The 14,342-nt window shown below is 71.0% G+C and carries 12 protein-coding genes; all 12 read right to left on the bottom strand.

Going from position 1 to position 14,342, the window contains the following annotated elements:
- Window positions 1-35: 35 nt before the first annotated feature.
- The 12 genes from CXQ92_RS00690 to dxs all read right to left on the bottom strand — a co-directional run bounded on the left by CXQ92_RS00690 (window position 36) and on the right by dxs (window position 14,202).
- A complete protein-coding gene (locus CXQ92_RS00690; protein WP_104164377.1) occupies window positions 36-716 on the bottom strand; it encodes a histidine phosphatase family protein in 681 nt (226 codons plus the stop codon).
- Window positions 713-1,123: a ribosome silencing factor gene (gene rsfS / locus CXQ92_RS00685; protein ID WP_043444948.1), complete on the bottom strand. Its 411-nt coding sequence runs from the start codon at window positions 1,121-1,123 to the stop codon at window positions 713-715. The genes CXQ92_RS00690 and rsfS overlap by 4 nt, the downstream gene beginning before the upstream one ends.
- A 27-nt stretch (window positions 1,124-1,150) precedes the next feature.
- Window positions 1,151-1,942 (bottom strand): hypothetical protein, encoded by a 792-nt coding sequence (locus CXQ92_RS00680; protein ID WP_146067330.1) that lies wholly within the window; start codon window positions 1,940-1,942, stop codon window positions 1,151-1,153.
- Window positions 1,943-2,021: 79 nt separating this feature from the next.
- On the bottom strand, window positions 2,022-2,687 hold the full coding sequence (gene nadD, locus CXQ92_RS00675; RefSeq protein WP_258069782.1) for a nicotinate-nucleotide adenylyltransferase: 666 nt from the start codon (window positions 2,685-2,687) through the stop codon (window positions 2,022-2,024).
- Window positions 2,688-2,773: 86 nt separating this feature from the next.
- Window positions 2,774-3,010 (bottom strand): hypothetical protein, encoded by a 237-nt coding sequence (locus tag CXQ92_RS00670; RefSeq protein ID WP_104164373.1) that lies wholly within the window; start codon window positions 3,008-3,010, stop codon window positions 2,774-2,776.
- A 106-nt stretch (window positions 3,011-3,116) separates the two neighbouring features.
- Window positions 3,117-4,436 carry a glutamate-5-semialdehyde dehydrogenase gene (locus tag CXQ92_RS00665; protein WP_104164371.1) on the bottom strand — a complete coding sequence of 440 codons (1,320 nt, stop codon included), beginning with the start codon at window positions 4,434-4,436 and terminating at the stop codon, window positions 3,117-3,119.
- A gap of 47 nt (window positions 4,437-4,483) precedes the next feature.
- Complete coding sequence (gene proB / locus CXQ92_RS00660) at window positions 4,484-5,641, bottom strand: glutamate 5-kinase (protein WP_104164369.1); 1,158 nt, start codon at window positions 5,639-5,641, stop codon at window positions 4,484-4,486.
- Between the two features lie 6 nt (window positions 5,642-5,647).
- A complete protein-coding gene (obgE, locus tag CXQ92_RS00655) occupies window positions 5,648-7,231 on the bottom strand; it encodes a GTPase ObgE (RefSeq protein WP_104164367.1) in 1,584 nt (527 codons plus the stop codon).
- Between the two features lie 115 nt (window positions 7,232-7,346).
- Window positions 7,347-7,607 carry a 50S ribosomal protein L27 gene (gene rpmA / locus CXQ92_RS00650; RefSeq protein ID WP_028280075.1) on the bottom strand — a complete coding sequence of 87 codons (261 nt, stop codon included), beginning with the start codon at window positions 7,605-7,607 and terminating at the stop codon, window positions 7,347-7,349.
- A 58-nt stretch (window positions 7,608-7,665) separates the two neighbouring features.
- Window positions 7,666-7,974, bottom strand: coding sequence for a 50S ribosomal protein L21 (rplU, locus tag CXQ92_RS00645; protein ID WP_043444935.1), 309 nt, complete (start codon window positions 7,972-7,974; stop codon window positions 7,666-7,668).
- 366 nt (window positions 7,975-8,340) lie between these two features.
- On the bottom strand, window positions 8,341-11,817 hold the full coding sequence (locus CXQ92_RS00640) for an Rne/Rng family ribonuclease (protein WP_258069620.1): 3,477 nt from the start codon (window positions 11,815-11,817) through the stop codon (window positions 8,341-8,343).
- Between the two features lie 411 nt (window positions 11,818-12,228).
- Window positions 12,229-14,202 (bottom strand): 1-deoxy-D-xylulose-5-phosphate synthase, encoded by a 1,974-nt coding sequence (gene dxs / locus CXQ92_RS00635; protein ID WP_104164365.1) that lies wholly within the window; start codon window positions 14,200-14,202, stop codon window positions 12,229-12,231.
- Between the last annotated feature and the right edge of the window lie 140 nt (window positions 14,203-14,342).

Genomic DNA, 14,342 nt, shown 5'->3' with positions numbered 1-14,342 from the left:
TCTGGCGGCTTCGCCAAATCGGCCGATGGGCCCGCTCAACCCTCCAGCGGCTCCTCGGGCAGGGAACCGAGCCCTACGTTGTGCTCGGTCAGCTGCCACGAGAACAGGGCCTCGGCCCTGTCCACCACCTCGTGTACTTCGGACCAGTGGCAGTTGGACAACCCCGCGAGTGCCCCCCACCGTTCCGGCGGCAACCCCATCAGGGCCGCCAGGGCCGCCCGGATGGACCCACCGTGGCTGACCACGACGAGCGTCTCGGCACGGCCGATCCGCTCCACGGCCTCCGTCACCGCCGCGAGCATGCGGTCCCCGACCTCGACACGGTTCTCGGCACCGCCGGCACGTACCTCGGGGTCCCCGCCCCGCCAGGCGGCGTTATCGTCCGGGAACCGCTCGTCGATCTCGGCGAAGGACAAACCCTGCCACGAGCCGGCGTTCGTCTCACGAAGGCGCTCGTCGTAGAGGACCGGCAGCCCTGTGAGCTCCCCCAGCGTCAGGGCCGTATCAGCCGCCCGACGCAGGTCCGAGGAGACGATCAGCGACGGCTCCCGCATCGCGAGCACCTCGGCCGCCCGCACGGCCTGCTCACGGCCGGTCTCGTCCAGGTCGATGTTCTCCTGGCCCTGGAAGCGGCCGGAGTGGTTCCATTCGGTGCGGCCGTGGCGCCAGAAGACGATGCGCCGGGCCGCGGGATGGGCGTGGGGGGACCGCGTCACTCCGGGACGACGTCGGACGCGGCGACCTGCGGCGAGCTCTGCAGGGCCTCCTCGAGCTGGAGGTCCACGGAGGGGCAGTCCTTCCACAGCCGGTCGAGGGCGTAGAACACGCGGTCCTCCTCGTGCTGCACATGGACGATGACCTGGGCGTAGTCGAGGAGCACCCAGCGGCCCTCGCTGCGGCCTTCACGGCGCACGGGCTTCAGGCCCTGTTTGGACAGCTCCTCCTCGATGCCGTCGACGATCGCGTTGACCTGCCGCTCGCTCGGCGCGGAGGCGATCACGAAGATGTCCGTGATCGCAAGCCTGTCACTGACGTCGATGGCGACGATGTCCTGGGCGATCTTGTCCGCTGCAGCATGCGCCGCCGTGCGGGCTATGCCAATGGACTGTTCGGTAGCGCTCACTGATCTCCTTGTGTGTGGCCAGCATTTTCACCCATTGAGGGAGCTGACTGTCATTATTATCCCGGTCGCGAGGGCGGTCACGCCCACGACGAGCAACGAGTACTGCAGGTACCGCACGCGTCTCAGCCTTCCGAGTCCCGCAGTCATCGCGTCGAGGGGGTCCAGGCCGAAGGCATCCCGCGCCCCGACGGGCTCGGTGACCGTGCTTGGATCCGGGCTCCCGGCAGATCCGCTCCCCTGCACCTGAGGCCGCGGGACGCTCGCCGGCTGTCCGGGACGCGGCAGGACCACAGGGATGTGGGACGTCGCGGGTGCCCGGAGGACGGACTGCGCGCTGCCGGGCACCCGGACGAACTCGGGCGGGGTGATGATTGACAGGTTGTGGGCCGCGGTCGGGTCGTTCGGCGGGGGCGTACGCTGCCCGTCCCGCTCCGATGGCTCCTGCATTCGGCGCGCCCGGGAATTCAGGGCCGCCGCGCGGGCGGCCAGCGCCTTCTGCTGCGCGAGCACCGCGGGGTCCACGACGAAGGGGTCATCCGTTCCGGCCGCCTGCAGGCCGGCGAGGTGACCGCTCGCGTCCTCGGCGAACGCCTGCCGTGCCTCGGACTGCCGACGGCGACGGTCCCGGCGCCCGCCGGGCAGCGGCGCCTTCAAGCCGTCCGGCCGCTGGTCGGTCGCCGGCTCGGGCGCCACCGCCCGCCCATCGACCTGCTGCAACCGCAGCTGACGCCGCGTGGGAGTCTCCACCCGCGCCACGCCGTCGTCGTGCGCCGAGGCGCCGTGCGGACCGGTGCCCGTCGAACTGTCCTCCACTGGCATCCCCGATCCCCTTGACCCGGCACGGTCCGCGGTCGACCCGGTCATCGGTGCGTCGTCATCTACCTTGCTCATCGCTGATTCATCCGGTTGGTTGTTGTATGGAGCTCGGGCTGTCCCGGTGCTCTCGTTCCGTCGGCGGGACGCGCTCGTCGCCCTGCTTCGACGCCGGTCCCGCCCCGGGCAGTCCCACCTGCCGGTAGAGGCGGTGCTTGGCGATGTACTGCACCACGCCGTCGGGCACCAGGTACCAGACGGGCTTCCCCTCGCCGACGCGGTGCCTGCAGTCCGTGCTCGAGATTGCCATGGCGGGCACTTCCAGCAGGCTGACGTCACGGCCACGGCCGTCGAGCTCGTGCCCGAGGCGTGTCACCCCGATGAAGTGGGCAAGGGACCAGAGCTCCTCCGCGTTCTTCCAGGTGAGGATCTGGGCCATGGCATCGGCACCGGTGATGAAGAACAGCTGCGCATCCGGACGCTCCGCCTTCAGGTCGCGCAGGGTGTCGATCGTGAAGGTGGGACCGGGGCGATCGATGTCGACGCGGCTCACGGTGAAGCTCGGATTCGACGCCGTCGCGATGACCGTCATCAGGTAGCGGTGCTCGGCGGCCGTCACCTCCTTGTCGACCTTCTGCCAGGGCTGGCCGGTCGGGACGAAGACCACCTCGTCGAGGTCGAACACCGAAGCGACCTCGCTCGCGGCGACCAGGTGCCCGTGATGGATGGGGTCGAACGTGCCACCCATCACCCCGAGGCGCCAGGACGATCCGTCATGCCGCTGCCTGAAGCCGCCCAGGACGTCCCGCTCGGTGATGTCTGCTGCCATCTGGACCGCTAGTGCCGGTTCGCTTCGCCGTGGTCGTGCTTGTTGGTGTGCTGCTTGTGGGGGTCGAGGTGCTCCTCGACGGCCTCGTGGCGGTTCCGCACGTTGGAGAAGGACACTGTGACGAGCATGAGGGTGAGCAGGATGCCCATGACGATCAACCCGTACGCGAGGGCGGGCATCGGCAGTTCGGTGTGGTGTTCCATGGCTTCGGTGGCCAGCAGCGTACTGCCGAGGGAGTAGAGCATCGTCGTTCCTCTGTCGGTTCAGGGTCCGCCGGTCCGTTGCGGACCGGCGCGGTCATCAGGTCCCATGGTACGCGTAAAGGAGGGTCGGCCCTTTACGCCGGGGGCGTCAGCGCCGGACGTGCCCTGCGCCCTGCACGATCCACTTGGTGGTCGTGAGTTCGGCCAGGCCCATCGGACCCCGGGCGTGCATCTTCTGGGTGGAGATGCCCACCTCGGCGCCGAGGCCCAGCTCACCGCCGTCCACGAAGCGCGTGGAGGCGTTGACCAGCACGGCAGCGGAATCGACGCCTGCCACGAACTCCTCGGAGGAGGCGAGGTTGTTCGTGATGATCGCCTCGCTGTGGCCGGTGCTCCACCGGCGGATGTGCAGCAGGGCGTCGTCGACGCTGTCCACCGTCTTCACCGCGAGGTCGAGCTGCATGTACTCGCGCCCCCAGTCCTCGTCGGTCGCCGTCGGCGCGTCCGTTCCGGCCGGGAGGAGACCACGTGACCGCTCGTCCACGTGCAGCGTGACGCCGGCGCGGACGAGCGCGGCGAGGACGCCGGGCGCGGCCGCCGACCGGGCGTGGACGAGCAGGGTCTCGACGGTGTTGCAGACACTGGGACGCTGCGTCTTGGCGTTGAGCAGGATCTCCACCGCCATCTCCTCGTCGGCGCTCTCGTCGAGCAGGATGTGCACGTTGCCCTCCCCCGTCTCGATCACGGGGACGCGCGCCGTCGTCACGACGGACTGGATCAGCTCCCGCCCGCCCCGCGGGATCAGGACGTCCACCCGGCCGCGGGCCTTCATCAGGACCTGGGCGCCTTCCCGGCCGAACTCGTCGATGGTGAGGACGGCGTCGTCGGGCAGTCCGTGGTCCTCGAGGGTGTCGCGGATGATCCCGACGAGGGCCGCGTTGGTGGCCGCGGCTGCACTGCCGCCGCGCAGGATCACGGCGTTGCCGCTCTTGAGGGCCAGGCCGGCGATGTCCACGGTCACGTTGGGGCGTGCCTCGTAGATCGCGGCGACCACCCCGAGGGGAACGCGGACCTGGCTCATCCGGAGGCCGTTGGGCAGGGTCTCCGCGCGGACGGCGGTGCCCACGGGATCCGGCAGGGCGGCGAGCTGTGCCAGCGCCTCGGCGAGTTTCCCCACGCGCTCGGCGTCCAGGCTCAGGCGGTCCAGGAGGTACGCGGAGGTGCCGGCGGCGCGGCCGCGGTCGACGTCGGTCCGGTTCGCGGCGAGCACGAGGTCGCGTCGGCTGACGAGGGCGTCGGCGATCGCCAGGAGCACGCGGTCCTTGCGGGCCCGGGTGGCGCGGGCCAGGATGCGCGACGCCTGACGGGAGCGGTCGGTGATGGCGTGGACGGCGTCGGTGAGCTGGCCCGGGGACAGCGCCACGGGGGTGTCGTTCCGATGGGTGGGCTCGGCCTGCAGGTCGGTCATCGTCCCAGTCTAGCGAGGAGCCGCCCCGGCATCCGGGGACCGGCCCTTCATGACGCGGGGGCCGCCTGGAGCACCACGAGGTCGTTGACGTGCACCACGGAGCGCTCGTACTCGGTGCCGAGTTCCTCCGCGAGATCATGCGTGGACCGGCCGAGCATGCGGGGAAGCTCGGCGGAACTGTAGTTCACGAGGCCCCGCGCCACCACCGTGCCGTCACCGCTCACGAGCTGGACCGGGTCCCCGGCCTCGAACACGCCGGCCACGTCCACGACGCCGGCGGCCAGCAGGGAGCGGCGCCGCTCCCCCACCGCACGCACCGCACCGTCGTCGAGCACGAGCGTGCCCAGGACCCGCGCGAGGTGGGCCAGCCAGAGCAGCCGGATGGGCTGGCGCTTGCCCGTGGCCGTGAACCAGGTCCCGACGTCGTCACCGCGCAGCGCCGCCGCGGCGTTCGCCGTGGACGTGACCAGCGCGGGGATGCCGGAGGACGCCGCGATCGTCGCGGCCTCGACCTTGGTGACCATGCCGCCGGTCCCGACGCCGGCCCGGCCCGCCCGCCCGATGGTGACGCCCTCGAGGTCGGCGGGCGACCCGACGTGCGGGATCCGGCTGGCCCCGGCACCCGGAGGTCCGTCGTAGAGGGCGTCGACGTCGGACAGCAGGATGAGCGCCTCCGCCTTGACGAGGTGCGCGACGAGCGCGGCGAGGCGATCGTTGTCGCCGAACCGGATCTCGTGGCTCGCGACGGTGTCGTTCTCGTTGACGATGGGCACGACGCCGAAATTCAGCAGCCGCTCCATGGCGCGGTGCGCGTTGGCGTAGTGGGACCGCCGGATGAGGTCGTCAGCCGTCAGGAGGATCTGGCTCACGGTGACGCCGTGCGCCGCGAAGGCCTGTGAGTACTGGGCCATCAGCAGGCCCTGCCCCACGCTCGCCGCGGCCTGCTGCGCCGACAGCTGGGACGGGCGGCGTGCCAGCCCCAGGGGCGCGAGGCCGGCGGCGATGGCGCCGGAGGACACGAGGATGACCTCGGTCCCGGCCGTACGCCGCTCGGCGAGGACATCGGCGAGCCGCACGAGGGCTTCTCCGGAGATCCCCCCGGAGACCGAGGTCAGGGACGACGAGCCGACCTTGACGACGATCCTTCCGGCCGCGGCGAGCCCCGCGCGGGACGCGAGGGGGTGCCGGGAGTGGTCCACAGCCAAGGGGGCCTAGTCCTCGGACTCGGTGTCTGCGCCCTTCTGGGCGGAGGCAGCCTGCTTGCGGTTCTGCACGGACTCGGTCCAGACGCCCGCCTTGCGGTCGGCCTCGAGCTCGGCGCGGGCCGCCGCCTTGGCGTCCTTGCGCTCCTGGTACTCCTCGCGCTTCTGCTCGCGCGTGGGCCGCACGTACTCGGCCAGGCGCAGGTCGGACCCGCGCGGACCGGCGAGCAGTTCGGCGCCGCCCATCATGGTCGGCTCCCAGTCGAAGACGACGCCGTCGCCCTCGCCGATCACCACGGTGTCGCCGGGCTTCGCGCCGGTCTTGAAGAGCTGCTCCTCCACGCCGAGCTTGGCGAGGCGGTCCGCGAGGTAGCCGACCGCCTCGTCGTTCGTGAAGTCCGTCTGCTTGACCCAGCGCTCGGGCTTCTCGCCGAGGACGCGGAAGAGCGGCAGGGCGTCCTTCTCCTCGTGGCGGATCCGGAACGAGGCGGCGTTGACGCCGCGGGGGCGGAGCACCGGGGGCTCGATCCTCGGCGGGGCCGTCGCCACGGCCTTGCGTGCGTTCTCGACGATCTCCGCCATGGCGAAGCCGAGCTGGCGCAGGCCCTCATGGCTGGAGGCGGACACCTCGAACACGCGGTAGCCGCGCGCCTCGAGCTCGGGGCGGACGAAGCCGGCCATGTCCTTGCCGTCCGGCACGTCCACCTTGTTCAGCGCCACCAGGCGGGGGCGCTCGTTCAGGGGGACGACGTCGCCGTCGGGTCCAGCGAAGCTCATGTCGACGGCGTACTTGTCCAGTTCGCCCTCGATGATCGCGAGGTCGTTGAGGGGATCACGGTCCGTCTCGAGCGCGGCGCAGTCGAGCACGTGGACCAGGGCAGCACAGCGTTCCACGTGGCGTAGGAAGTGGTGGCCGAGGCCCTTGCCCTCGCTCGCACCCTCGATGAGGCCGGGGACGTCGGCGATGGTGAAGCGCGTGGAGCCCGCTTCGACGACGCCGAGGTTCGGCACGAGGGTGGTGAAGGGGTAGTCCGCGATCTTCGGGCGGGCCGCCGACATGGCGGCGATGAGGCTGGACTTCCCGGCGGAGGGGAAACCGACGAGGGCGATGTCCGCGATGGACTTGAGCTCCAGGACGACGTCGCGCTGGTCCCCGGGGATGCCGAGCAGCGCGAACCCGGGGGCCTTGCGCTTCTGGGAGGACAGGGCGGCGTTGCCGAGTCCGCCCTGTCCGCCGGCCGCTGCCACGAACTCGGTGCCCTCGCCCACGAGGTCCGCGAGCACTTCGCCGTCCTTCGTCTTGACGACGGTGCCGTCCGGGACGGACAGGATCAGGGTCTCGCCGCTCTTGCCGCCGCGCCAGTCGCCCATGCCGTTGCCGCCGTTGGTGGCATGACGGTGGGGGGCGTGGTGGAAGTCGAGGAGGGTCGTGGTCTGGTGGTCCACGCGGAGGATCACGTCGCCGCCGTCGCCGCCGTTGCCGCCGTCGGGCCCGCCGAGGGGCTTGAACTTCTCGCGGTGGACGGAAACGCAGCCGTGGCCGCCGGTGCCGCCGGATACGTGCAGGACTACGCGGTCAACGAAGCTCGCCACGTTGATCTCCTTCTACAAATGCTTCACTGTGCCGAGTCTAATCGGCTTAAAAGAAAGGTGGGGCGAGCCGTAGAGGCTCACCCCACCCGAAATGCCTGGTGTACCGTGCGCAGAATTACTCTGCTGCAGCGCCCACGATGTTGACGACCTTGCGTCCGCGGCGGGTGCCGAACTCCACGGCACCTGCCTCGAGTGCGAAGAGGGTGTCGTCCCCGCCGCGGCCGACATTGGCGCCCGGGTGGAAGTGGGTGCCGCGCTGGCGGACGATGATCTCGCCGGCCTTGACGACCTGGCCACCGAAGCGCTTCACGCCGAGGTACTGTGCGTTCGAGTCGCGGCCGTTGCGAGTGGAGCTCGCGCCCTTTTTATGTGCCATGGGTTATGCCTGCCTTCGCTGGAATGTTCTACGTGAGGAGATCGGTGGTCCGAAGGGACTACGCGATGCCCGTGATCTTGACGCGGGTCAGTTCCGAACGGTGACCCTGGCGCTTCTTGTAGCCGGTCTTGTTCTTGAACTTCTGGATGACGATCTTCGGTCCACGAAGATTCTCGACGATCTCGGCAGTGACGGAGACCTTTGCGAGGTCCTCCGCTGCGGAGGTGATCTTGGCGCCGTCTACCAGAAGGAGGGCAGGAAGCTTGAACGTGCTTCCAGCCTGACCGGTGACGCGGTCAAGGGTAACGAGGTCTCCTACAGAAACCTTTTCTTGGCGGCCGCCTGCGCGGACAATCGCGTACACCACTTGGGAACTCACTTCTCTCGACAATCTTGACTTCTGATGAAAAAACTAGGGTGCGCCTCGGCAGCAATCCTGAGGTTGCTCTTCGCGCCTGCCCCGCTCCGTGTGTCCAAGACACCGAACCCTGGGGCTGCTGGTGTCTTCAGGATCTGACGGGTCAGAACCCCTGACGGATATCCACGGACATGCCGGTTAACAGGCGGATGCACCGAGGGTCAAGATTACGGCAGTACCGCCTCTTCCCGCAAATCAGCAGCGCCTCCGGGTCCGGTGCACGGGCCGTGGTGCCCCGGGCAGACACGGGAGGGCCGGAGCCCTTGCGGACTCCGGCCCTCCCGGATGGAACGGTCCTGCCGTGCCGGGTGATCCCTACAGCTCGGAGGCAGGCACCCCGACGCCGAAGATCAGCGGCTCGGCGGCGGATGCATCGGGCGTCCGCGCGGGTGCCGCGGCCTTCGCCACGTGCCGGGTCCCGGCCGGTTCGACGGCGGGCTCCGCACCCTGCGTCTCGATGGCCGTGTCCGCCGCTCCCTGCGCGCTGCGCGCCACGCGACGGCGCGGACGGGATGCGCGGGCGGGAGTGCCGTCCGACGGCGGTCCGGAGACCACCGCGGGGGCGGTCGTCGGATCGGTGCGCGGCGTCTCCGCCGGCACCGGCCCGGACGGCTCCTCACTGCCGCCCGCCGCGGCAGGCTTCCGGTTGAAGGCCTCGCTCAGGCTGTCGAGGGTCAGACGCGTGGCCGGAGCCTCGACGGCCTCCTCGACGGCTGGACGGCGGCCGTCCGCCCGGGGCAGGGTGACCGTCTCGCCGTTGATCGTCAGGACGGCTTCCGTCACCTGGACGTCCGAGGCGGGGACCTCCTGCTCGGACGCCTCCTCGTGGGCGTGATGGGTCGCGGCGGCGATGCTCGCCAGGGCCGCGCGGGCGGCCTCGGCCTTCGCCGCACGGTCGGGGCTCTCGGCGACCGGCACCGGGGGCAGTGCCAGGCCCTCGTCCTGCGGGCCCCCGCGGCCTCGGTTGCGCTTGCGCTCGCTCCGGGACGGCTTGTCCTGGCGGGGCTGCTGCTGGCTCTCGGCGGTCGTGGACCGGCGGTGCTCCACGGGCTCCATGTAGGTGACCACGCCGCGTCCCGCACAGTGCTCGCAGTCCTCTCCGAAGACCTCGAGCAGGCCCGTGCCCATGCGCTTGCGCGTCATCTGGACGAGGCCCAGCGAGGTGACCTCGGCGACCTGGTGCTTGGTCCGGTCCCGGCCGAGGCATTCCACGAGACGCCGGAGGACGAGGTCGCGGTTCGCCTCGAGCACCATGTCGATGAAGTCGATGACGATGATGCCGCCGATGTCACGCAGGCGCAGCTGGCGCACCACTTCCTCGGCGGCCTCGAGGTTGTTCTTGGTGACGGTCTCCTCCAGGTTGCCGCCGCTGCCGGTGAACTTCCCGGTGTTGACGTCGACGACGGTCATGGCCTCCGTGCGGTCGATCACGAGGGACCCGCCGGAGGGCAGGTAGACCTTGCGCTCGAGGGCCTTGGAGATCTGCTCGTCGATGCGGGACGCCGCGAAGATGTCCTCCTCGCTGGTCCACTTCTCCAGCCGGCCCACGAGGTCCGGCGCCACGTACATGACGTAGGCCTCGATGGTGTCCCACGCGTCCTCGCCCGAGACGACGAGCTTGGAGAAGTCCTCGTTGAAGACGTCGCGGACCACCTTGATGGTGAGGTCGGGCTCGCCGTACAGCAGTTCGGGCGCGAGGGTCTTGGTCGAGCCGGCCTTGCGCTCGATCTCCTCCCACTGCGCGCGGAGGCGGTTGATGTCGTGGGTCAGCTCCTCCTCGCTGGCGCCCTCGGCCGCGGTGCGGACGATCACGCCGGCACTCTCGGGCAGGCGGTCCTTGAGGATGCGCTTGAGCCGGTTGCGTTCGACGTCGGGCAGCTTGCGGGAGATGCCCGTCATCGACCCGCCCGGGACGTACACGAGGTAGCGGCCGGGCAGGGAGATCTGGCTCGTGAGCCGGGCACCCTTGTGTCCCACCGGGTCCTTCGTGACCTGGACGAGGACGGGGTCCCCCGACTTCAGGGCGAGCTCGATGCGGCGCGGCTGGCCGTCGAGGCCCGCCGCGTCCCAGTTGACCTCACCGGCGTACAGCACGGCGTTCCGTCCCCGTCCGATGTCGACGAAGGCGGCCTCCATGCTCGGCAGCACGTTCTGGACCTTGCCGACGTACACGTTGCCGATCAGCGAATCCTGCTGCGTCCTGGAGACGAAGTGCTCCGCGAGCATGCCGTCCTCCAGCACGCCGATCTGGATCCTGTCGTCGGACTGGCGGACGATCATCTGACGGTCGACGGACTCGCGGCGGGCGAGGAACTCGGCCTCGGTGATGACCGTGCGGCGGCGCCCGGTGTCGCGCGATTCGCGGCGGCGCTGCTTCTTCGCCTCGAGGCGCGTCGACCCGCGCACGCTGGTCACGCGGTCGGAGACGGGCTCGCTGGCCTGCCGCGGCGCCCGGACGCGGGTGACGGTGTTGGGCGGATCGTCGTCCTCGCCGCCGGTGAGCTCCAGGTCCTGGTCACCACGACGGCGACGGCGGCGACGACGGGACGTCACGCTGGCGCCCTCCTCGGGACCATTGCCGTCGGGCTGGTCATCAGGGCTGTCGGCGTCCTCGGTGGCGGCCTCGGCCTGGCCGGAGTCGCCCCGGCCGCGGCCCCTGCTGCGGCGGCTGCGGCGCGAGCGGCGGCCGGATTCCTCGGTCTCGTCCTCGCCCGCTTCCTCCTCGCGCGGCGGTGCGACCTTCACGGACGGCACGGAGACCGTGGTGAGGTCCGGCGCGTGGAACAGGAGGGACAGCGGCGACTCCGGGATCGCGAACGGATCGAGGCGGCCGCCGTCCGGGGTCTCCCCGGACTCTGCATCCTCCGCTGCGTCGACGGATCCGCGGGCGGTGTCGTCGGCGGTGTCGGCGGCCCTTGCGGCCGCACCGCTCGTGGCGGAGGGCTCTGCTGCTGCGGGATCGATCCCCGCCTGCTCGTCCTGCTGCGGGGGCTCGGAGGCACGGCGGCTGCGGGTCCGCGCGGAGGTGCGGCGGGCGCGGACCGGCTTCTCCTCCACGGCGGTCTCGGCTGCCGCCTCGGCGTCGACGGCAGGCGCGTCGGCGGCGACCGGCGCGGCCTGCCCGATCGCGCTGTCGACAGCGGTGTCGACGGCGCCGGCGGGTCCTGCCTCGGCGCTGGCGGCACGACGGCGGGTGCGGGATGCCCGCGCGGGGGCGGCGGGAGCCTCGGCGGGATCGCCGGCGGCGGGCGACGCCGTCCCGGTCGAGGTGTCCACGGCGTCGGCCGGTTCGATCGCGGCCGGCTCCGCCGTCTTTCCGACGGCAGGGACCGCTACGGGCTCGACGGGGGCCGATGCCACGCCCGCGGGTCCTGCCTCGGCGCTGGCGGCACGACGGCGGGTGCGGGGCGCCCGCGCGGGGGCGGCCGGGGCGTCGTCGGCTGCTGCCGGCGTCGCCTCCCCGGCGTCCGCCGTGATCCCGGGGGAGGTCGTCTGGTCGGTCACGACGACCGGCTTGCGGACGCGCGGGGCCCGCTTGCGGACCGGCGCGGCGGTCTCGGCTGGAGTATCGGTGGTGATCTCGGTGGGGGCGGCGGCCCCTGCAGCGGTGTCCGCGGCGGTCCCGGCGTCGGGCATCACCTGCGTCGCCGAGGGCGGCGCCCCGGCCGGGGCACTCGCCGTGCGGCGTTTCCTCGGCGCCCTCGCCGGTGCGGCCTGGGCCTCGGGTGCCTGCGTGGTCACGGATGCTTCCGCTGCGGTCTGGTCGTTGCCCTGCTGTTCTGACTGATCCATGGGTGCTCGCTCCAAGCCCCTGCGGCACCGGCCACATTCCAGCGCCCTCGAGGGCGGTCTGTCGGCCGACCGCGGGCCTTTCGCCCGGCGGCTGACCGGAAGTCGATGTCATGTCGTCCGAGGTCGCACCGTCATGGGGGTGCTGAATCACTCGACGACCAGTGGCGCTTTTCCAACTCAGCCGCCGTGGTGGACGGTGGGTCCCGCCGGCGGATTCCGCCTACTTCCGCCGACGGGCGGACTCGGTAGGACGGAAGCATCGCTTGCGGAACGGAAGCCTGTCACTGGACCGGCGGAGGAATGTGGTTCCCTCGCCAGCCTTCGTCATTGTCTCACACCACCCCCCCGAAAGGGGCGTCCCGTGCGGCGTGGACGCGCTCGGGACGCCCCCGGGAACTGCTCCCGGACCTGTCAGCTCCGCGGGAACCGATCCGTGGCGGGAGCGTGGTCGACGGCGAGCGGACGGGCCACGGGAACCTTCGTGCCGAGAACCTGCGCGACGACGTCGTGCGTGATCTTCTGGGCGGTCAGTCCCACCCGCTCGAGGACCTGGCTGCGCGAGCCGTGGTCGAGGAACTCGACCGGGAGACCCACCTCGTTGAGCGCGGTGTCCACGCCCGCCGAACGCATCTCCTGGCGGATCCTGGACCCCACGCCGCCGGCCCGGACGCCGTCCTCGACGACGATCACGATCCGGTGCTCCGCGGCGAGGTCGATCACCGATCGGCGGACCGGCAGGAGCCAGCGGGGGTCGATGACGGTGGAACTGATGCCCTGCGCGCCGAGCCTGTTCGACACGTCGAGCGCCAGTTCGCTCATGGCACCGACACTGACGATCAGGACGTCGTTGGTCCGTGAGCCGGCGGGCCGGCGGGACAGGACGTCGACGCCGTCGTCCAGGCGCTCGACAGCCTCCACCTCTGCGCCCACCGAACCCTTGGAGTACCGCACCACGGTGGGGGCGTCCGAGATGGAGACGGCTTCGCGCAGTTCCTCGCGCAGCCGGGAGGCATCCCGGGGCGCGGCGAGGTGCAGACCGGGGATGGCCTGCAGCAGGGCCATGTCCCACATGCCGTGGTGGCTCGCGCCGTCGGGTCCGGTGACGCCGGACCGGTCGAGGACCACCGTCACCCCCGCCTTGTGCAGCGCGACGTCCATGAGGAGCTGGTCGAAGGCACGGTTGAGGAAGGTGGCGTAGAGGGCGATGACCGGGTGGAGCCCGCCGTAGGCCATGCCCGCCGCACTGGTGACGGCGTGCTGCTCGGCGATGCCGACGTCGAACACGCGGTCGGGGTGCCGGGCCGCGAAGCGGTGCAGTCCCACGGGGATCAGCATGGCCCCGGTGATGCCCACGATGTCGGGGCGCTCGTCGGCGATGTCGGCGATCTCGTTCGCGAAGACCGAGGTCCAGGACTGGGAACCGGCGCCGTCCACGGGTTCGCCGGTCTCGGGGTCGATGATGCCGACGGCGTGGAACTGGTCGGCCTCGTGGGCGCGGGCGGGCGCATAGCCGTGGCCCTTCTCCGTGATCGCATGCACGATCACCGGTCCCTCGTAGTTCTTGGCGAGCTGCAGGGCCTGCTCGACGGCGGACTGGTCGTGGCCGTCGACGGGACCCACGTACTTCATGCCGAGGTCCTCGAAGAGGCCCTGCGGCGCCCACCAGTCCTTGACGCCCTTCTTCATCGCGTGCAGGCTCTTGTAGCTGAACTCCCCGACCGGCCCGCCGTTCTGCATGCGGTTCTTCAACCGGTCCAGCGTGCGTTCGTAGATGCGGTGTGTCCGCACCGAGTCGAGGGTGGGCCGCAGGGACGCGAGGTAGTCGGCGACGCCGCCGATGGTCGGTGCGTAGGAGCGGCCGTTGTCGTTGACCACGATCACCACGCGGCGCCTCTTGTCCGCGGCGATGTTGTTGATCGCCTCCCACGCCATGCCGCCGGTGAGGGCGCCGTCGCCCACGAGGACCACGGTGTAGCGGTCCCCCTCACCGCTGAGGACGCGGGCCCGCGAGATGCCGTCGGCCCAGGAGAGCGAGGACGAGGCGTGCGAGCTCTCCACGATGTCGTGCACCGACTCCGCCCGCGAGGGGTACCCGGACAGTCCGCCCTCCTGCCGGAGTGTGCTGAAGTCCTGGCGTCCGGTCACGAGCTTGTGCACGTAGGACTGGTGGCCGGTGTCGAAGATGATGCTGTCGCGCGGCGAGTCGAAGATGCGGTGGATGCCGAGCGTGAGTTCGACGACCCCCAGGTTGGGGCCCAGGTGGCCGCCGGTGCGCGAGACGTTGCTCACCAGGAAGGTGCGGATCTCCCGCGCGAGTGCCGTCAGTTGCGCGTGGCTGAGCTTGCTGAGGTCCTGTGGGCCGTGGATCGTCTCCAAGAGTCCCATCCGCGCCTCCTTGATTCGTTCGGCGGGGCGGCGTGGCCGCCCCGAGTGGTCCTTAACTCTAACGTTCGGGGTCCGGGGAGGGTGCCATTGACAGGCGTCCGCGCAGCGGTGGGCGCTCCGGCCCGGTCGGGGCACGCTCC

This window comes from Arthrobacter sp. SX1312 (assembly GCF_002929295.1).
Classification (GTDB): Bacteria; Actinomycetota; Actinomycetes; order Actinomycetales; family Micrococcaceae; genus Arthrobacter_D.
Note: the sequence above shows the minus strand (reverse complement) of the source record. Positions and strands in the feature narration are given on the sequence as shown.